This window comes from Nibribacter ruber (genome assembly GCF_009913235.1).
Taxonomy (GTDB): domain Bacteria; phylum Bacteroidota; class Bacteroidia; order Cytophagales; family Hymenobacteraceae; genus Nibribacter; species Nibribacter ruber.
Genome location: NZ_CP047897.1, coordinates 238749 through 258681, shown reverse-complemented (window position 1 = coordinate 258681; position 19933 = coordinate 238749). Strand labels below are relative to the sequence as shown.

19 protein-coding genes are annotated in these 19933 nt (G+C 49.9%); 9 read left to right on the top strand and 10 right to left on the bottom strand.

The features are described from left to right. Positions 1-15 precede the first annotated feature (15 nt). The 5 genes from guaA to GU926_RS01055 all read left to right on the top strand — a co-directional run bounded on the left by guaA (position 16) and on the right by GU926_RS01055 (position 6617). Positions 16-1545 carry a glutamine-hydrolyzing GMP synthase gene (guaA, locus tag GU926_RS01075; protein ID WP_160688211.1) on the top strand — a complete coding sequence of 510 codons (1530 nt, stop codon included), beginning with the start codon at positions 16-18 and terminating at the stop codon, positions 1543-1545. 27 nt (positions 1546-1572) lie between these two features. After that, positions 1573-3258 (top strand): ABC transporter substrate-binding protein, encoded by a 1686-nt coding sequence (locus GU926_RS01070; protein ID WP_160688209.1) that lies wholly within the window; start codon positions 1573-1575, stop codon positions 3256-3258. 91 nt (positions 3259-3349) lie between these two features. Next, positions 3350-4651 (top strand): glutamate-1-semialdehyde 2,1-aminomutase, encoded by a 1302-nt coding sequence (gene hemL, locus GU926_RS01065; RefSeq protein ID WP_160688207.1) that lies wholly within the window; start codon positions 3350-3352, stop codon positions 4649-4651. Between the two features lie 160 nt (positions 4652-4811). After that, complete coding sequence (locus GU926_RS01060) at positions 4812-6122, top strand: NCS2 family permease (protein ID WP_160688174.1); 1311 nt, start codon at positions 4812-4814, stop codon at positions 6120-6122. A gap of 93 nt (positions 6123-6215) precedes the next feature. Then, on the top strand, positions 6216-6617 hold the full coding sequence (locus GU926_RS01055; protein ID WP_160688172.1) for an acyl-CoA thioesterase: 402 nt from the start codon (positions 6216-6218) through the stop codon (positions 6615-6617). 80 nt (positions 6618-6697) lie between these two features. On the opposite strand, the gene GU926_RS01050 is transcribed toward GU926_RS01055, so the two are convergent. Then, entirely contained in the window at positions 6698-7822 is a 1125-nt protein-coding gene (locus tag GU926_RS01050; protein WP_160688169.1) for a hypothetical protein, read from the bottom strand. Positions 7823-8011: 189 nt separating this feature from the next. Between GU926_RS01050 and dcd the strand changes: the two genes are divergently transcribed. Together dcd and GU926_RS01040 are read left to right on the top strand one after the other, a co-directional pair. After that, positions 8012-8548, top strand: a complete 537-nt coding sequence (dcd, locus tag GU926_RS01045; protein ID WP_160688167.1) for a dCTP deaminase — start codon at positions 8012-8014, stop codon at positions 8546-8548. A 210-nt stretch (positions 8549-8758) separates the two neighbouring features. After that, positions 8759-9235, top strand: coding sequence for a hypothetical protein (locus GU926_RS01040; protein ID WP_160688165.1), 477 nt, complete (start codon positions 8759-8761; stop codon positions 9233-9235). A gap of 79 nt (positions 9236-9314) precedes the next feature. Here GU926_RS01040 and gldC read toward each other — a convergent pair whose 3' ends face one another. The 9 genes from gldC to GU926_RS00995 form a co-directional block, all read right to left on the bottom strand. Further along, entirely contained in the window at positions 9315-9671 is a 357-nt protein-coding gene (gene gldC / locus GU926_RS01035; RefSeq protein WP_160688163.1) for a gliding motility protein GldC, read from the bottom strand. A 513-nt stretch (positions 9672-10184) separates the two neighbouring features. After that, entirely contained in the window at positions 10185-11309 is a 1125-nt protein-coding gene (gene dnaN, locus GU926_RS01030) for a DNA polymerase III subunit beta (protein WP_160688161.1), read from the bottom strand. A gap of 161 nt (positions 11310-11470) precedes the next feature. Next, complete coding sequence (locus tag GU926_RS01025) at positions 11471-12205, bottom strand: hypothetical protein (protein ID WP_160688159.1); 735 nt, start codon at positions 12203-12205, stop codon at positions 11471-11473. A 246-nt stretch (positions 12206-12451) separates the two neighbouring features. Beyond that, the gene (gldG, locus tag GU926_RS01020) at positions 12452-14167 is read right to left on the bottom strand and encodes a gliding motility-associated ABC transporter substrate-binding protein GldG (RefSeq protein WP_160688157.1); all 1716 of its coding nucleotides are present in this window, start codon (positions 14165-14167) and stop codon (positions 12452-12454) included. After that, positions 14161-14889, bottom strand: a complete 729-nt coding sequence (gene gldF, locus GU926_RS01015) for a gliding motility-associated ABC transporter permease subunit GldF (protein WP_160688155.1) — start codon at positions 14887-14889, stop codon at positions 14161-14163. Before gldF ends, gldG begins: the two co-directional genes overlap by 7 nt. Before the next feature lie 93 nt (positions 14890-14982). After that, positions 14983-15543, bottom strand: coding sequence for a hypothetical protein (locus tag GU926_RS01010; protein ID WP_160688153.1), 561 nt, complete (start codon positions 15541-15543; stop codon positions 14983-14985). 69 nt (positions 15544-15612) lie between these two features. Further along, the gene (gene gldA, locus GU926_RS01005) at positions 15613-16533 is read right to left on the bottom strand and encodes a gliding motility-associated ABC transporter ATP-binding subunit GldA (RefSeq protein ID WP_160688151.1); all 921 of its coding nucleotides are present in this window, start codon (positions 16531-16533) and stop codon (positions 15613-15615) included. A 9-nt stretch (positions 16534-16542) separates the two neighbouring features. After that, positions 16543-17259: an SDR family oxidoreductase gene (locus tag GU926_RS01000; RefSeq protein ID WP_160688149.1), complete on the bottom strand. Its 717-nt coding sequence runs from the start codon at positions 17257-17259 to the stop codon at positions 16543-16545. A gap of 222 nt (positions 17260-17481) precedes the next feature. Beyond that, entirely contained in the window at positions 17482-18189 is a 708-nt protein-coding gene (locus tag GU926_RS00995) for an SDR family NAD(P)-dependent oxidoreductase (RefSeq protein WP_160688147.1), read from the bottom strand. 108 nt (positions 18190-18297) lie between these two features. Between GU926_RS00995 and GU926_RS00990 the strand changes: the two genes are divergently transcribed. Both GU926_RS00990 and GU926_RS00985 read left to right on the top strand, forming a co-directional pair. After that, positions 18298-19026 (top strand): MlaE family ABC transporter permease, encoded by a 729-nt coding sequence (locus GU926_RS00990; RefSeq protein WP_160688145.1) that lies wholly within the window; start codon positions 18298-18300, stop codon positions 19024-19026. Positions 19027-19060: 34 nt separating this feature from the next. Next, a complete protein-coding gene (locus GU926_RS00985) occupies positions 19061-19861 on the top strand; it encodes an ABC transporter ATP-binding protein (protein ID WP_160688143.1) in 801 nt (266 codons plus the stop codon). Positions 19862-19933 lie beyond the last annotated feature (72 nt).

Below are 19933 nucleotides of genomic sequence, written 5' to 3'. Positions count from 1 at the left end.
CGTGTACCTTTGCACATGCCAGAAAAGATTCTCATCCTTGACTTTGGGTCCCAGTATACCCAACTCATCGCCCGCCGGGTTCGCGAACTGAACGTCTACTGCGAAATCCATCCCTACAACAAGATTCCTGCTTTCACGCCAGATCTGAAAGGCGTCATCTTGTCCGGAAGCCCTTGCTCGGTGCGGGAAACTGATTATCCCAACCCAGACCTCACGCCTTTCTTAGGCAAATTGCCGGTCTTAGGCGTTTGCTATGGTGCGCAGTTAATGGCCCAGGAAGGCGGCGGCGAAGTCATTGCCTCTACCATTAGAGAGTACGGCCGCGCCAAGCTTAACCACGTGGACCAGCACAACCGCCTGCTCAAAGAAATCACCATGGATTCTCAGGTATGGATGAGCCACGGTGATACCATCAAGCACATCCCTGACAACTTTGAGATTATTGCCAGCACCGAGTCGGTGCAAGTGGCCGCTTATAAAATTAAAGACCAGGAAACCTACGGCATCCAGTTTCACCCAGAGGTGACGCATTCTACTGAGGGTAAGATCCTACTCCGTAACTTTGTGGTGCACATCTGCGAGTGCTCCCAAGACTGGACACCAGACCAATTCATTGAAACCACCGTGGCCGACCTGAAGGAACAGATAGGCGATGACAAAGTAATCTTAGGCTTGTCTGGTGGCGTGGACTCTTCTGTAGCGGCCATGCTCATTCACCAGGCCATTGGCAAGAACCTGTACTGCATTTTTGTAGACAACGGTCTCTTGCGCAAAGATGAGTTTGAAGGTGTGTTGCACTCTTATAAAGACATGGGCTTGAACGTGAAAGGCGTAGATGCCAAAGACATGTTCTACTCTGCCTTAGCGGACCTTTCTGACCCCGAAGCCAAACGCAAAGCCATTGGCAAAGTCTTCATTGACGTGTTTGACCAGGAATCGCATTTGGTGGAAGATGCCAAATGGTTAGGCCAAGGCACCATCTACCCAGACGTGATTGAGTCCGTGTCGGTAAAGGGTCCAAGTGCGACTATTAAATCTCACCACAACGTGGGCGGTCTGCCTGATTTCATGAAGTTGAAAGTGGTAGAGCCGCTCAAGACCTTATTTAAAGACGAAGTGCGTTTGGTAGGCAAAACCTTAGGCATAGATCCAGCCATCTTAGGTCGTCACCCTTTCCCGGGTCCGGGTTTGGCGATAAGGATTCTGGGTGATGTAACGCCAGAGAAAGTAGCCATTCTGCAGGAGGTAGACCATATCTTCATTTCGTCACTAAAAAAATCTGGTTTGTATGACCAGGTGTGGCAGGCAGGCGCCATGTTGTTGCCAGTGCAAAGCGTGGGTGTGATGGGCGATGAGCGTACCTATGAGCGTGTGGTGGCCTTGCGCGCCGTGACCAGCATTGACGGCATGACCGCCGACTGGTCGCATTTGCCGTATGAGTTCTTGGCTGATGTTTCTAATGAAATCATAAACAAGGTGCGCGGCGTAAACCGCGTGGTCTATGACATCAGCTCAAAACCGCCTGCTACTATTGAGTGGGAATAGTGTTTTTGGCCTAATTTCCGGAAAACAATGAAAAAACGACTTGTCTTGGCGGCTATGTTCCTCACCCTAGGGTGGCAGGTGCAGGCCCAAAACAATGCAGAACAGACTACGCGTTTCAACAACGGCCGCTTTCTGGTAGACCAGCAGAAATACGCGTTGGCCATGGAGGAATTATTGCCGCTCACGTCTATTTCGGCGAGTAGCCAGTACGCACCAGACGCCGCTTTTCTTTACAGCGTAGCCGCTGCCAAAGAGAAGAAGTGGAAAGAGGCAGAGCAGATGCTAACACAGCTGCAGATGCAGTTCCCCAATTGGAGCGGTTTGCCAGACGCGCAGTATCTGTTGGCGCAGGTGCAGTTTGAGAAGAAGGAGTACCTGAAGGCCCTGCAAACGTTGGCGCCGCTTCAAACCACGGGGCTGCAACAGGACGCTGCATCCATGAAACGCCATTACCTGCTTCAACTGTCAGACAAGACTACGTTTCAGTATTTGGTACGCCAGCTTCCGGATGATGCCGTTTTGGGCCGCGCCTATGCAGACAAGTTGGTGAGTGGCTGGTACACCGCCCAGGACAAGCAACAACTAGAAGACCTGGTACGGAAGTTCAATCTGGACAGAAGCTACCTTACCCGCACAGCCTCGCTTAAAAAGGACGAGTACAACTTTGCGGTGCTGCTGCCTTTCCATGTCACGGACCAAGGCATACGCGTAGACAAGAAGAATCTTTTCATCACAGACTTCTACGCCGGCATGCAGGCCGCCCGTGATACGCTAATGCGCCAGGGCATTAAAGTGAACCTGTACCCGTATGACACCGGAAATGACACAGCCCAGGTGAGCCAGGTGCTGCAACTGCCCGAAGTGGGCAACATGGACGCCCTCATTGGCCCTATTTACAAAACCAGCAGCCAGTACGCCGGCAAGATTGCCCAGCAGCGGGGACTAAACCTCATCAATCCGTTCTCAGATGACCTGGAGATGACCAAGGGCAATCCCTATATGTTCCTGTTAGAAACGTCTGTTGCTACGCAGGGGCAGCGAGCGGCAGCCTTTGCCTACCAAAATTTCGCCAAGAAGACGGCGGTTGTCATTTATGACAGTAACAAGGAGGACACCACGTTTGCGGGCAATTTCAAAAGAGCCTACACGGCCCTGGGCGGTAAAGTACAGACCTTCCAGAAGATTAACTCCAAGACCAGCGGTTCTGTGAGTGGCATTCTGGGCGGCGTGAACCTCAAAGACGTGGGCGTGTTGGTGGTACAGTCGGCGGCGGCCAACGTGGCTAGTAGCACGGTGAGTTTACTGGAACAGCGGGCCTCTAAAGTACCCTTGGTGGTGCCTGCCAGCTGGCTGGAGATGTCTCAGATCAGTTTCTCTCAGTTAGACTTTCTGGAGGCTTATTTCCTGGCCCCCAAATTTGTGGACTTAGATGATCCTTCGGTGAAAGCCTTCAGAAAATACTACACGCGCCAGTACAACCTGCCTCCTTCTGCCTTCACCTACAGCGGGTTTGAGTTGGTGTATTACTTGGGCCAGCAGCTGAACAGCCAGGGCTATGCGGCCCCGCTACGGGTAAGCGGCCTGCAACCGAGCTTGTTCTACCAGGGCATGAACTATCAGACGCTTCAGGGCAAACCGGCACAAGACAACCAGTACCTGCCCATCCTAAAAATTGACAACGGCCGCGTGCTGATTGTAAACCCAGTTCTTTAAATTTCAAGACGCTAGACATTAGATTTTAGATAATAGACTAAAATCTAATGTCTAGTGTCTAGTGTCTAGTGTCTAACATCTAAATAAAAACATGTCACTAACCCATACCACCAGCCAAGAACTTTTTGCCAGAGCCCAGGACTCTATTCCGGGCGGCGTGAACTCACCTGTGCGTGCTTTTAAGGCCGTAGGCGGTCAGCCATTGTTCATGAAAGCGGCCAAAGGCGCTTATCTGTTTGACGAAGACGGAAACCAATACCTGGACCTCATCAATTCCTGGGGGCCCATGATTCTGGGCCACGCCCATGAAGTGATTGAGAAAGCCGTGCGCGATGCCTTGCCTGGTTCTCTTTCCTTCGGGGCCCCTACCCGCCGCGAAGTGGAGATGGCCGAGCTCATCATCAGCATGATTCCCAGTGTGGAGAAAGTGCGTATGGTTAACTCTGGTACAGAGGCCACCATGTCGGCTATCAGAGTAGCGCGTGGCTATACCGGTCGTGACAAGATTATCAAGTTTGAAGGCTGTTACCACGGCCACGGCGACTCTTTCCTGATTGCTGCTGGCAGTGGTGCGGTGACCCTGGGTGTGCCTGACAGCCCGGGCGTGACCAAAGGCGTGGCCAATGATACCTTAACCGCTCCTTACAATGACCTGGCCGCCGTCCAAACCTTGATAGATGCCAACCCGGCCCAAGTGGCGGCTATCATTCTGGAGCCTGTGGTAGGCAACATGGGCTTAGTAGTACCGGCACAAGGATTCTTGCAAGGATTGCGTGATTTGTGCACCAAAGAAGGCATTGTGTTGATTTTTGACGAGGTGATGACCGGTTTCAGGTTGGCCAGAGGCGGGGCGCAGGAACTGTATGGCGTACAACCAGACATGACCACGCTGGGCAAAATCATTGGCGGTGGCATGCCCGTGGGTGCTTACGGCGGAAAGCGCGAAATCATGAACGCAGTGGCTCCGGCCGGCCCCGTGTACCAGGCAGGCACCCTTTCCGGGAACCCGATTGCCATGTCTGCCGGAATGGCGGCTCTCACCTATTTGAACGAGCATCCTGAGGTCTACAGGCACTTGCAAACCATCACTGACAAGTTGGTGAACGGTACCAAGCAGAACATGCAGCAACTGGGGCTCAACTACACTATCAACCAGGTGGGTTCTATGTTCAGTTTGTTTTTCACAGAACAGCCGGTAACTGACTTTGACTCTGCCAAGACTTCAGATTTAGGACGCTTTGGGAAGTACTTCCATGAGATGTTGCAACGGGGCATTTACCTGGCCCCATCGCAGTATGAGACGCTGTTTGTATCTACGGCCATCACCGATGATCTGGCAGACCAATACTTGAAAGCAAATCTGGAGGCCCTCCAACTGATCCACGCTTCATAGGTACTTAAACAGAAACGGCACTTGAGACATCAGGTGCCGTTTTTGCTTCCTGACCTTCCGTTTTTGGTCTGTTTTCTGGAAAACAGGCCAAAAACAAAGCAAGCGAGACCAAGCATTCAAGCAGAACAAATCCACTTTCAACAGCAACTACCCATTGGCCATGGCATTCAACTTTGAGCTTCAGAAAAACGGCACCTCCGTCCAAACCGAAATCATTGCCGGCGTCTCTTCCTTCCTGGCCACTTCTTATATCATAGTGGTGAATCCCAGCATCCTGAGCCAGGCTGGCATGCCCTTCGCGGCAGTCCTTACCGCCACGGTGATCGTTTGTTTTTTCAGTAGCCTCATGATGGGTTTGTATGCCAAAAACCCGATTCTGGTGGCACCGGGCATGGGATTGAATGCGTTCTTCACGTTCACGGCGGTACTGGGCATGCAAGTGCCGTGGCCAGTGGCCTTGGGGGCAGTGTTCTGGTCGGGGGTGGTGTTCCTGCTGCTCTCCATGTTCAACGTGCGCACCTACATTGTGCGGGCCATTCCCCGGCCTTTGCGGTACGCTATTGCGGCGGGCATTGGCTTGTTCATCACCTTGATAGGCTTCTCCAATGCCAAGTTCATCGTGCCCAATCCCGCCACCATCATTGGCTTAGGTGACCTCACGCCAACGGTACTTACCTTTCTGGCCGGCTTGTTACTAACCGCGGTGTTGCTAACCAAGAATGTGCGCGGCGGAATATTGATTGGCATTCTATTTACCACTCTTCTGGCCTATCCCATTGGCCGGTGGTGGGGATTGGAAGATGCGGCTGGCCCTCTTATCCAATGGAAAGGCTTCTTTGCCGCGCCGGACTTCAGCCTGCTGTTCCAGTTGGATTTTGTCAATTCGCTGCAATGGGCGGTGGTGCCGGTTATCTTTGCCTTCGTGTTTACAGACATGTTTGACAGTCTTTCTACGCTGGTGGGGTTGGCAGAAGCGGCCAATCTGCTGGATGAACACGGAGAGCCCCGCCATGTAAAACGGTCTCTGATGGTAGACGCCATAGCCACCACCTTGGCGGGTTTGGTAGGCTCTAGCCCTGGTACGGCGTACATAGAATCTGCGGTGGGCATTGAGGCTGGCGGCAGGACCGGCTTGACCGCAGTAGTAGGCGCCGTGCTGTTCCTCCCCTTCTTGTTCCTGGCGCCGCTCCTGGCGGTGGTGCCGGCCATTGCCACGGCCCCGGCTCTGGTGCTGGTGGGCGTGTTCATGGTTAGGCCCATCACTAAGATAAACTGGGGTCAGCTGGATGAGGCCATTCCAGCGTTCCTGGCTCTGGTCTTAATTCCGTTTTCCTACTCCATTACGCAGGGCATCATCTGGGGCTTCCTTTCCTGGACTTTTTTAAAACTCATCACGGGTAAGAAAGAAGACGTCTCCTGGCCATTGCTCATCATTGACGTCTTCTGCATCCTGGCCCTGGTGCTGGAATAATGACTCGTTTTTAGCCTGTTTTCTAGAAAATAGCCCAAAAACGAGACTTCTTTGCTTCTTTACGAGTATGTTCTAATTTCTCCAACCTGTACCATGTCCACAGAACCTTCAGATAAATTCAGTTTAGCCATTCAGGTGCAGCCCGCAGACATTGACGCCCTGGGCCATGTGAACAACGTGGTGTATGTGCGCTGGGTGCAGGAGGTTTCTGCGGCTCACTGGGAGCATGTGGCTCCTCAGGAAATCAAAGACCAATACCTATGGGTGATTCTACGGCACGAGATAGATTTCCTTAAACCCGCCATGCCCAATGATACCGTAACTGGCTATACCTGGGTGGGCGACTACCATGGGGCCAAGTTTGAGCGGTACGTAAGCCTGTATCGTACCGGCACCCAGGAACTCCTCGCCTCGGCCAAAACCATCTGGTGCCTTGTAGACGCCAAGACCATGCGCCCCAGACGCATTGAGCAGGCTTTGGTGGAGTTGTTGTAAAACAATCAGCAAAAGCTTTTTAACAGAAAGGCCTTGCTTTAGAGTAAGGCCTTTCTGTTAAAGGTGTGGTTTTCTATGCTTTAAAGTCTGTAAGCCAGCCCCACTTTGAAGTTAGAGAAGTTTACTTTTCTCTTGCTGTCTCCAAAAACCACGTTTTTAAAGTTATCTGCCTGCATGCGGTAATTTGAATACCCTAAAAACAGGCTGGTTTTGGTCTTATATGACAAAGATGCTTTAAGGGCATACCCAATGGAAAAATCATCCATTCCTATATGGTCATACATGAAAACCTCATGTTCTTCTTTATTGATTTCTGCAGTGAGGTGGTAGGCAAGCCCTAACCCCGGCTCCAACCCGAAGGACATAAAAGGAGTAACCGGGAAACTTACCTTCAAACCAGGCTCTACATTGAGGCTGGTGATATCTACCTGGTGGTTATCAGCGGAAAGAGAAGCCTTTTGGAAGTATGTCCAGACGTTGATGGAGTATTTGCTTTGGCTTTTGAAATGGACTATGGCCCCCACATTAAAAGAAGGAGCCCTGTTATAGCCAATGTCCCCTTCGCCATAAGAAAAGTCTGCGCTATTGATGGATCCAAAGACACTAAATTTCAGTCGTTCTGGACTTCTATATTTTTCTACCAGGTACAAAGAAGGCTGGGTAAACGAGTTATACGCCGAAATAAAGTTAGCCAGAGAAGAGAAATAATAGGTGGGCTGTAGTCCAGATTGCTGCAGGAAAGCATCATAGTTGGGCAGAAATTCCTTAAAAAACTCAGAAAGCCGGCCCTTGTGGTCATAGAGGGAAACCACTTGGCTATCGCTCTCTTTTTTAACGAAGAACCCCAATTCACCGTCTGGCTGGGTAGATCGGCCAAAGTACACCGGTCCTATTACTTTAAAATCTATCAACTTCACGGTAGCCACGCCTTGCACCGGGCAGGACTTAAAAAAATGAACTCCGTCATGGTACGAAACCACATCTTTGGCCAATACGGTGCGCTTGGCACCGTCCTTAATAAAAACTAACTGGTTTTCATTGGTGTTTCTTCTCCCTTCTACAATATCCACGTTCACCAAGGTGTCTGCCGTGGAAAGAATGATCTGGTTTTTAATGGTAATGTTGCTGCCCAACTGCGCATAAACCGGCAAAGAACCTATAAGCCCGAATACGGTGAAGGCCAAAACAGTAAAAGTTTTTCTCATGAAATCTTTAATAAGAAGGAATGTCTGTTGTTACAAATATAGTATATCCTCTATCAAAGGGAGAGTCAAGAGGTTGATTTATTAGGTGTTTCATTTGGCAAAAGCTTTACCGGGTCAAGTGACGCATCAAGTGGCAAAACACGCCATTTTCCCGTACCTTGCGTCTGTAATCTAGACTACCCAACACCCATGATCCTCACAGACCGTCAAATACTGGAAGAAATAGAGAAAGGCACCATCAAGATTGAGCCCTATGACCGTTCTTGCCTGGGCACCAACTCCTATGACGTGCATTTGGGCAAGTACCTGGCTTCTTACCGTGACGAGGTGCTGGATGCCCGCAAGCACAATGAGATAGACGTGTTTGAGATTCCGGAGGAAGGCTACGTGTTGGAACCGGGCAAGCTGTACCTGGGCGTGACTGAGGAATACACTGAAACCCATGCCCATGTGCCGTTTTTGGAAGGGAAATCCAGCGTAGGACGTTTAGGGATTGACATCCACGCCACCGCCGGTAAAGGGGACGTGGGGTTCTGCAACCATTGGACCCTGGAGATCTCTGTAAGCCAGAAAGTACGGGTGTACCACAACATGCCTATAGGGCAGTTGATCTATTTTGTGGTGAACGGCGGCATTGAAAACTACTACAATCTCAAGCCCAACGCCAAATACAATGACCGCACGCCCTACCCGGTTGAATCCATGATGTGGAAGAACACTTTTTAATTGATATTCAGAGCATTACACTTCAGTTTACTCTACTATTTTGTAGGGTTTGCAAGGACTATGCAATGGTTTTCTTCGGCAAATGACATAACCCTAGCCTCTGGGTCTCGTTTAATTTTTTACAGGAGTAATCAACTTTTTTACCGAGGCCGTTGTTCCTAAGAAGATGGCACGGGAATTGTGTTGTTGTCACTAAAAACTGATAAAGTTATGAGAAAGTTTGTGTTCGCCTTCGTAATCATGCTCCTAACCGGTGTAACGTCATTTGCCCAGGGACCGGCAGAACAGAGAGCCGCCAGCTTGTCTGACAAGATGATCAAGGAACTTCAGTTAAACCAATTCCAATCCAGAAAGCTTCGGGCGCTTAACTTAGAGAACGCCAAAAAGATGGTGGCCTTTGAGGAGAAGTTTGCCAGCAACCCGGCTGAACTAGACAAATGTATCAAAGGAGTTTGTAAAGACCGTGATGTTCAGTTGGAGAGCCTGCTGAGCACTGCTCAATATTCTCAATACTATAGCTCACGCAAAGCCTTGGTGGCCCATGACAAGCAATATGCCTTGCAGTTAGAAAAACGAAACGGAAAGGTGGCCAAGACCTTGGTTTCACCGTCTGACGAAGACGCCAAGCGTAGTTTTCCTAAGCCTGAGGTAGCCGTAGTAAAACCTGCTTCTAGCGTAAACAAATAGAAGATTTTATCCTACTGCCTATAAACGAAGAAGCCGCTCTTGCAAGAGCGGCTTCTTCGTTTATAGGCAGTAGGCAAGCTTACGCCTGCGGGTTGTTCTGGGCGTTGCGTTTCTGCTGCTCGTCTACGTGTGCCATCAACTCCTGGCAAAGGGCACGCATTTTCTCGGCCATTACCTTGTCATTGGTGGCAGACTCCAGGCTTTGCGCCATGGCTCCCAGCGTGTCAATGTAAAAATATTTCATTTCATCAACGGGCATGTCTTTGGTCCAGAGGTCTATCTTCATGGTGCCAGTGTCATTCCGGTCCCACAGGGCAATGTTGATGGCCTTGGCGAAGTGCATGTCATCCCCGGCATCTGTAGCGCGCCAGCTGATGGCTTCTGGTACGCGCTGGTCATCTAAGGCAATGCTAAAGTGTATTTCTGATTTCTTCATCTGTTTCATGGTTCTAGCGCCCGAGGGCCGCTTGGTTCATGCCACAAAGGTAACAGCTTTTTCTTATTCAAGCGGCCTTCCATCTTGAATTGCCCCATCTCTGCCATGGGTGGTGTTTTTGTTTAGAACAGACTTGAATTCCAATCACTTTGTGATACTTATGGGCGGAGGATATGGTGTAAGCAAATAGAAAGGTGGAATGTTCGTGTTGCTTGTGAGTTGTGAGTACTGAACTCCGTATCCGTTTTTGGGCTATTTAGAGAGGAACAGGCCAAAAACGAATGAATGTAATTGTAGGTACCGCGCACACTATAAGGCCTGTATAAGTAATGAGTTCTTTGTCGCCAGGAATCTGCCCATCCCCAAAGCAGAATCCGGATTTAATTCAATTGATAGAGATAGACACCAGCACTCGCTTTTAGCCTAATTTCCAGAAAACCAGCCAAAAACGCCAAAGAAAAAAGCCTCCTCTGTTTCCAGAGGAGGCTTCCAATATTCTAAAAGAAGAAATAACTATACGTAGTTATTCAACATCACTGGCATCACCAGCATCAAAATATTCTCTTCGTCATCGTTGTTGGCTGGCATCAAAAGACCGGCACGGTTGGGCGTAGACAATTCCAGCGTGATTTCATCTGAATCCATGTTGCTGAGCATTTCCGTCAGGAACTTGGCGTTGAAGCCAATCTCCATGTCCTCGCCGTCGTACTGGCAGGTGAGGCGCTCGCTGGCCTCATTGGAGAAGTCTAAGTCCTCGGCAGAGATCTGCAGTTCGCTTCCGGTAATGCGCAGACGAACCTGGTGCGTAGTTTTGTTGGAATAGATTGAGATACGTTTTACAGAGCTCAGGAAGTCATAACGGTCAATGCTCAACTTGTTAGGGTTCTGCGCCGGAATCACGTTCTCATAATCTGGGTAGCGCTCATCAATGAGGCGGCAGATCATTTTAATATTGTCAAAGCTGAAGAACGCGTTAGAGGTGTTAAACTCCATTCTCACCGCCGTGGCCTCACTAGGTAACGTGGACTTCAGCAGGTTGAAGGCTTTTTTAGGGATGATGATAGAAGCGGCGTTCTCGCTGCTCACGTCTTTGCGTCTGTAGCGCAGCAAGCGGTGGCCGTCTGTGGCCACAAACGTGATGTTGTCACTGCCCAACTGCACAAAAATACCGGTCATGGCGGGGCGCAACTCATCATTGCTCACCGCAAAAATGGTTTTGTTGATGGCGCGGCTCAAGACGTTAGAAGGTATCTCAATGGCGTTGCCGCCGCGTACTACCGGCACTTTAGGAAAGTCTGTGGCATTCTCACCAGACAACTTGTAGCGGCCGTTAGACGAGCTGATTTCAATGGTATAGGTCTCCTCGTCAATGGTGAAGGTCACCGGCTGGTCTGGGAGGTTTTTAAGGGTGTCAATCAATATTTTGGCCGGCGCGGCAATTCTACCGTTCTCGCGGGCCTCCACGTGTATCTCTGTGATCATGGATGTCTCCAGGTCACTGGCGGTGATGGTCAAAACGCCATCGTTGATCTCGAACAAGAAGTTCTCCAGAATCGGGACAACGGGGTTGTTAGCCACTACCCCGTTGATGCTGGTAAGCTGCTTTAAAAGCGCCGTAGAAGATACAATGAATTTCATCCTATATAGTTCGGTTTGGAAAAGACAATAACAAAGCAAAGTTAACCAAAAAAGGCTCTTTTCCTACGTACAAACATAGGATTGTTCTATATAGAACATCGTTTTTTGCCTCTTTTCCAGAAATATGGCCAAAAACGGATTTTGCTTCTTCAGCGGCTTGGCTATCTAGACTGTTTCATCTTTTTGAGCACCGTCTGCGAGGCGGCGTCCTGCATACTTCCGTTCACGGCCTGCAAGACAAAATTAGGCTCTGCCGTTACCACAAAGGCCTGCTGGTTGAACAGGTTGCTTAGGGCCAGGGCATCGCCTTGAGAAGTTTTGGTGACACTGATCAGGTGCAATTCTTCTGAAAGGGAAAACACCAGCGTGGAATTGGTTTGGGCAACCAGGGCCTCTAACTGAGCTTGCGTACCCGGCTCAATAAACACCAGAAATTCGTTGGAAAGCCCCAGCCAGGCAACTTCTCCCTCCTGCCCCGGCTGAGCCTTAAACGCCGGGTTGGCAAACAGTACGTCTGGATGGCGCTGCAACTGGTCTCTCAAAAGCTCCACATCGGCGCAGGTGCTTCTGGGTTTTAATTGCACCAGGGTGATCAGGCCAGACTCCATGGCCACTTCACCGGCTATGCTTTTGTACAGGCTGCTCTGGCGTACCAGCTTTTCTTTTTCTTTCAGCGTCATTCCTTCTCTGAAGCCTACCAGCAATACTTCTCCATACGCTGCACCGTAGTTGGTTTCCTCGCCGCCTTTGGAAATGTACTGGTACGTTCTGCAGGAACCGTAGGCCGCCTGGGTCTGCACCTGGGCCGCACCCGCTGGCGCTACCAACTCACTATCGCAGGAAATCAAGAAGGGCACGATCAAGCCGATATAGGAAAAAATTAATAGACGCTTCATGCTGGAGGACTCTTAAGGGGTGAATAATTATCTTTTCGCGTGTTTACGCAAATCTCTTCCCCCGGTCGGCCCATCCCAAGATTTTATTTTCCTGAAGCCCATGTCCTTACCATTTTCGCATAAAAAAACAGAGCCACGACGGTGACTCTGTTTTTGGGCAGTTTTCTGGGAAATAGGCTAAAAACGCTTTTTGGTTACCTCATTGGCTGCACTCACAATAACTATCTCTATACTGTAAGTTTAATCCTACCTAGCGTATTTCCGTTTCCGGAACCAGAATTTAAACACGCCAAACAGTAACAGCAGCACCAAGGGAATGCCCAGGTTCAACACCTGCCATTGGGTACGCTCATCGCGCAGTTTAGCTTTATCCAGGGGGCGTAGTTTGATTTCCTTGCCGCGAAGCTCAATAAGGCCTTTTTCATCCAAGAGAAAATCTACCGTGTTTTTAAGGAGTTCCTTGTTAGCGTAGCGCAGGCGCGTGAAGCGGTCATACCCCAGTTCCATGGGCCTTCCGGTTTTAGGGTCCACTTCATTGGCGCCAAGGTCGCCGTCTGAGAAAATCACTAGTTTGGTGGGCTTGCTGGTTCCCATAAACGGAATGGAAGAACCGGCCGGAGGTTGACGGTTGGTCCACAACGACTTAAAGCTGCCTTCCAGCAGGTAGCCCATAGGCACGGCCTGCTCCCCGAACAATTTGGGATCTCGGTCAATTCTGGGGTCGTTCAAGGACAAAGACACCGGCGCCGGGCGCTTGCGCGAGTATTGCGAGGACCACAGCAAGGGCGTCTTCTTAATGCCCACGGCCTTCACGGTATCAATGGAGCTTACAAACTTGGCCTGCACCGCGTCTAAGTTGCGGGTCATGGGCAGTTTGCTGAAGCTGTTGATAAGCGGGTAATACCGCCAAGGCACCAGTTGCGTCTGGGGTTGATTGCCCATGTAGCCCGTGACCATTGGTATGAAGCTGGCGTTCAAATCCTGCACCAAGTCTGGATTCACGCGAGCGCCGTACTTAAACAACAAGTCCTGCAGGTTCACATCATTGGGCAGAGCCAACATGCCTTCGTTCCTGATGCTGTCCAACTCAGCGCGTACGCCATCCAGTAAGAATAAAATTTTGCCGCCGCGCATCACAAACTGGTCCAGCTTGTATTTGTCCTGCTCTGTATAGGGCTGGGTGGGCTTCATCATCACCACCAGGTTAAACGAATGCAAATCCGGTACTTGAGACAATTCCACGCGGTTCACGGTGTAGTATTCCGAGAGCGTGCCCAGAAAGTCAGCCGCTTTGGGTACCCACAGTTCACCGTGGCCCTGCAAAACGCCAATGCGGCCGCTGCTGGCAGCCGCCACTTTACGTACCGCCGAGGCCAGTTCATACTCCAACCCTTCTATGGATTGGTTGAGGCGCTCATCGGGTGGCGCGGCCTGGTTGCCTTTTAAAAGCGTAGCGGCGGTTTGCTTGCCAGCCCCGGCTACAATGGCGCCCGGAAAGACAATCTTTTCTACCTTTTTATCGCCTTCCTGCGCGAACAGGTTGGTAGGTTGCAGGCCCAGCTGGACCAGTTGCATGTAAAACTGGTTGCGGGCCTCCTCATTGGTGTTGGCGCTGGGGTCCACGAAATTATAGTCCAGTTTGCCGTCACTGTAGAGCCTGAATTCCTCCAGCATCTCGCGGGTGGAATTCTGCAAACGTCTAAAGCCCGCCGGGAATTCACCCTCCAGGTACACCGTCACTTGTACCGGTTCCTTGAGGTTGCCCAGCAAGTTCTTGGTCTTGTCAGAGATGGTATACCGCTGGTCTTCGGTGAGGTCAATTCTGAAGAAATAACGGCTGGCCACAAAGTTGAGGACCAGCAATAGGCCCACGGCTACCAGAAAGAAAGTCCAATCCTGGCGTCTTCGGCTTTCTGCTACGGTTGCCTGGTTTTCTGGAGTTGGATGTGTCTGCTCTACCATTTTCTGCTCTCCAATACCAGTTTGGTTCCTAATAACATAATGGTGATCACACTCAAGAAATACAGCACGTCTCTGGAGTCAATCAATCCTTTTGAGATGGAGCTGTAGTGATACGAAATACCTAATTGCGCAATGTAATACGAGGCCGTTCCCCAGGCATCAATAGAGGCCAGCAGGTCAAAGCCAGTGTACACCAGATAGCACAGAAACACCGCCAGAATAAAGGCCACAATCTGATTCTCAGTCAGCGAAGACGCAAAAATGCCCATGGCCACAAAAACCGCCGCCAAGAAAATCAAGCCCAAGTAAGAACCTGCTACCGCTGCCGAATCAATGTTTCCCACCGGATCTCCCAACAAGTACACGCTCACATAGTACAATAGCGTAGGCAACAGCGCGAACAAGGCCAATAGCAGACACGCAAAGTACTTGCCCAACAGCAACTGCGTATCAGAGAGCGGTTTGGTCAGGAGCAGTTCCATGGTGCCAGCCTTGCGCTCTTCGGCGAAGGCCCGCATGGTAATAGCCGGAATCAAAAACAAGAACAGCCAGGGCGCCAGGGAGAAAACGCTCTGCAAATCGGCGTAGCCATAGTCCAGCACGCTGCTGTCTGGGAAGACCCACATAAACAGGCCCGTTGCCACCAGAAACACCCCAATGACGATGTACCCGATGAGCGAGTTGAGGTAGGAGTTAAACTCTTTTGATAAGATTGCTAACATATTGGTGAGACACTAGAGGTTAGACGCTAGTATCTAGATTTTGGGGTTTAGTATGTACTATATAAAATGCGTAAAAATCAGATCTGCCTCTTGTTAGAATCCCTTAATAAAAGGCTTTGAAACTGGCATTTTTAATTCCTCAGAATTAAAAGAGGTCTTTAAGTCTATCATGGATGTAAAGGCACTTAAACCAACCAAATGCTGATGGATTGCTATTTTTTGGTTGTTTTCATCTTTTAAAATTAAAAGTCCTGAAAATGGCTTGAACTTCATGAATGTTATATCCTGCCAATAAATCTTAGTTTGTTTTCCGTAGACATTCACAACCTCTAAAGAAAATTCATCAAATTTCAACGTATGGTTGAAATACCAGAGTAAACAGATTATTCCTAGTCCCCAAAGAATACTTAAGCACAGAATTAGTGATATTACTGTCGTTACTACATCTATATCCTCCACCACTAGGAAGGACCCTAGAAAAATTGCGCCGCCAACTAGTCCTAATACCCCAATAATTGCATACAATTTAGGCATCTTCAAGTTTGTAAACCCTTCATCATCCTGATTGATGCTCTTTGCTGCACCTTTATTTAAATAAAAAGTCAGGCCTGATATAGCGAGTCCTAAAAGGAGATAAAATAAAAAGTCTTGCATAAGGAAGTGAAAGTACATCCATCTTCGTTTTTAGCCTGTTTCCCAGAAAACAAGCCAAAAACGGAATTCTTATTTCTTGTTCTGCGTCAAGTCCTGGAAGAGCTTTTCCAAAGAATTTTCTTCCTGCTGAAGTCCTACCAATGGCCAGCCTTGCTCTCCTGCCAACCTGAAAATAGCGGATCGTAAATCTGACCCTGAAGTGGCAATGATTCTAAATTTGTGCAATCCGGCGGGTTCAATGCGCTGAACCTGTGGCAAGGTAAGAATAGCCGACGTGTCTACCTCGGCTTCAAACTCTGCTAAGATGCGCATCTCTTTGCGGCCCATGTTTTTGAGCTCGGCCACGGGACTATCCGCTACCAGTTTGCCTTGGTTGATGATGAGCACCCGGTCACAGAGGGCGCTCACTTCTTGCATGATGTGCGTGGAGAACAACACCGTTTTTTCTTGGCCAACGGTTTTAATTAATTGCCTAATCTCTACAATCTGGTTCGGGTCCAAGCCTGTGGTGGGCTCATCCAGGATCAACACCGCCGGATCATGGATCATGGCCTGGGCCAATCCTACTCTTTGACGATAACCTTTGGACAAGGCCCCAATTTTCTTGTGTTTTTCGCGATCCAGGCCGCAGAGCTGAATCATTTCTTCAGTGCGGGCTTGCAACCCACTACCGCCCAGGCCGTGCAGCTTGCCTACAAAGTGCAGGTATTCGCGCACGTACATGTCCAGATACAAGGGGTTGTGCTCGGGTAGGTAGCCTACTTGTCTACGCACCTGTTTGGGGTCATCTACTACGTTGTAGCCATTTACCAGAACGGTGCCGCTGGTGGGCGGAAGGTAGCAGGTGGCAATCTTCATGGTGGTGGACTTGCCGGCTCCGTTGGGGCCTAAGAAGCCTACAATCTCACCAGTGCCTACCGTAAATGAGATATGGTCCACAGCCGCCTGCGGACCATATACTTTGGTCAAATCTTTTATTTCAATTCCCATTCTTCTGGGTTAGGCTTTCTTTTTCTCTGGTCTGCCCTTCGGCATTAACGGGCGCACCTCTATGTCTACGTGGTGGTAGTTGGGCGGCGATTGCAGAACGTGCAGAATGGTGGAGGCAATATCTTCTGGCTGCATCATATTTTCTGGCGCGGTGCCGGTGCCTTCAAAACCATCAAAGAAGTGCGTGGCCGTAGAGCCTGGGTAGATGCACGTCACTTTGATGCCAAATGGTCTCACCTCTTTGAACAAGGAATGCGAAATACCCCGCACGGCAAACTTGGTGGCGCAGTAGCCGCTCATGTTCTCAATACCCGTCAAACCGGCAATGGAAGAGATGTTGATGATGTGGCCTTCCAGCTGCTTTTTCATTTGCGGCAACACCAGGCGCGTGCAGTAGAAAATACCGTTCACATTGGTCTCCATCATAGTGTGCCAGTCTTTGGGACTCATGGTGTCCAGCGCGCCTTGAATGCCCAAGCCGGCATTGTTGATCAATACAGAGATGTTCTGGCGCAGGCGCTCCACGGTTTGCTCATACGCAGACCATACGGACTGCTCATGGCGCACGTCACATTCAAAATAGTAAAAGTCAGGATGGGAGATTTTGGGTTTAGAGCGGCTCCAGCTCACAACGGTGGCACCTTTCTCTAATAACATCTTGGCCGCCGCCAAACCAATGCCGCTGCTGGCACCCGTAATCACCACTACTTTTCCTTCTAGTTCCATATCAAAGATTTTGCTCAAATTTAATGAATATGTTATTCGTTGCGGGGTTGTTGCTTGCTCGATTTTTAGGGTATAAATCTTTTTACTAAAATTTTAAGCTCGGCTACCATTTACTTGCAGCCAAGACTGGTCGTTTTTGGGATGTTTTTCAGGAATAAGACCAAAAACAGATTCAGATTTTTTAATAAACGTGTATCTCACAACAAACAGCCAACAACCAACTTAAATATCGCCTAGCTGTGGCCGAAGCACCAGTTCTTCTATGACCGTCTGCCTGGAAAGGCAGTTGGCACTCCAGATGGCATTGGCCACGTCCTCGGGCTTCATGAAGCGGTCATGCGGCAAATCTACGCCTTCCCAGCTAGCCGTGAGCGTGGCTCCAGGAATGACCGCAGTCACTCGTACGCCGTGCCCTTTCAGTTCTTCGCGCAGGACGCGGGTCATGCCGTAAAGCGCGTGTTTGGCTATGCAGTAAGAACCGCCATTGGTATAGGCCGTGATGCTGGCGGTAGAACAGATGTTGAAGATGTAGCCGTCCTTGCGCTTAATCATCTCCCCTACCAGTCCTTTGGTCAGGTCATAGGCGCTGTAAAGGTTGGTGTTGATCATCTCTCGCAGCACCGTGTCGCTTTCCTCATGAATGGTGCCGGGTATGAAAAAGCCGGCATTGTTCACCAGCACGTCAATCTTCACTTTCAGGGACTGTATGTAGTTGATGAACCGCTGCACTTCGCCGGGTAGGCTCACGTCTACGGCCTGGTAAAAAACCTTGGAGAAAGTGTAGTCCTGTTCTATCTCTAGCTTCAGTTTTTGCAGATCCTTCTCATTGCGCGCGCAGGTGATGATGTGAAATCCTTCGACCGCAAATTTATCCACGATGGCCCGCCCAATCCCCTTGGTCCCACCGGTTACCACTATATATTTTTGCATGGGATAGATGTTTTATCTTATTTCAACGTAATATAGGCATTTGAAAACAAGAAGTGCCTATTTCCGCTCTGGCAAGGGCAGAACCAGCTACGGCCTACGTTCCCATTCATGAAAAACTTTGGTGCATACCTCCTCTTTTTAGGCTCGCTCTTCAGGCGCGGGGAATCTCCTAAAATCATCTTCAAAAGAACCATTGACGAAGCCATCTTGATTGGCATAGACTCTATCTTCATTGTGGCTGTGGTGGCCACCTTCATTGGCGCCGTAACCTGCGTCCAGATTTCCTACAACCTGACCAGCGCCCTTATTCCCCGCTCCACCATTGGCTTTATGGTGCGCGAGATGACGGTACTGGAGCTGGCCCCAACCATTACCTCCATAGTATTGGCGGGCAAGGTGGGCTCCAACATTGCCGGCGGTCTGGGAACCATGAAAATTACGGAACAGGTAGATGCCCTGGAAGTGATGGGAATCAACTCCACTTCATACCTGGTCATGCCTAAAATCCTGGCTTCCATCCTGGTATTTCCCATGCTGGTGATCATTGCCATGTTCTTATCCATTCTGGGCGGCTACGTGGCGGGTACGTTAACTAACGCCTTGACCGGGCAAGAGTACATTACAGGGCTTAGAACCGCGTTCATCCCGTTTAACATTACGTTCGCCCTAATCAAGTCTTTGGTGTTTGCGTTCATCATTGCCTCCATCTCCTCCTATAAAGGCTATTTTACCACCGGCGGAGCCCTGGAAGTTGGCGAGGCCAGTACCAAGGCCGTTACCAACAGCGTCATTGCGGTTCTCATAGCCGACTATGTCTGTGCCCAGGTATTGCTGTAGAAGCGCGGCAGTTTCTTATTTGATTTGATTACACATGATTGAAATACACAACATTCATAAAACCTTCAATGACAAGAAAGTGCTGGACGGCATTAGCGGTGTCTTTGAATCTGGCAAAATGAACATGCTGCTGGGCGCCAGTGGTACCGGTAAAAGCGTGCTCTTGAAATGCATAGTGGGTTTGGTAAAGCCAGACGTGGGCAGCATCACCTATGACGGCCGCGTGTTCACCAACAACAAACTAGACATCCGGCAGGAAATACGTCGCAAGATTGGCATGCTCTTCCAGGGCAGTGCCTTGTTTGACTCTATGAACGTGAACGAGAACGTGGAATTCCCCCTCAAGATGCTCACAGACATGGACAGGCAAGAGCGCAGAGAGCGCGTGGAGTTCTGTCTCAAGCGCGTGGGCCTGGAAAATGCCGGTAAGCTGATGCCTTCTGAACTGAGCGGCGGGATGAAAAAGCGCGTGGGCATTGCCCGGGCCATTGCCCCGCACTGCACCTATCTTTTCTGCGATGAGCCCAACTCTGGTCTGGACCCTTTGACGGCCATCAAGATTGACGAACTCATCAAGGAAATCACGGAAGAGTATGACATCACCACCATTGTGGTGACCCATGACATGAACTCCGTGCTGGAGTACGGTGACAATGTGATGTTCATGTACCAGGGCAAGAAACTCTGGGAGGGCCACAGTTCTACCATCATGGACACCAAGGTACGTGAACTCAATGACTTCATCTTCTCCAACCGCCTCATGCGTGATGCCAAGAAAGTGGAGCAGATTGAGGAAGACGAACGCCAGGAAGAAGAGCGCCAAAACAACGAGTAGCCGCACTCCTACCCTTCAACTGAAAGAGCCCGTTTTTGGCCTGTTTTCTAGGAAACAGGCCAAAAACGGGCT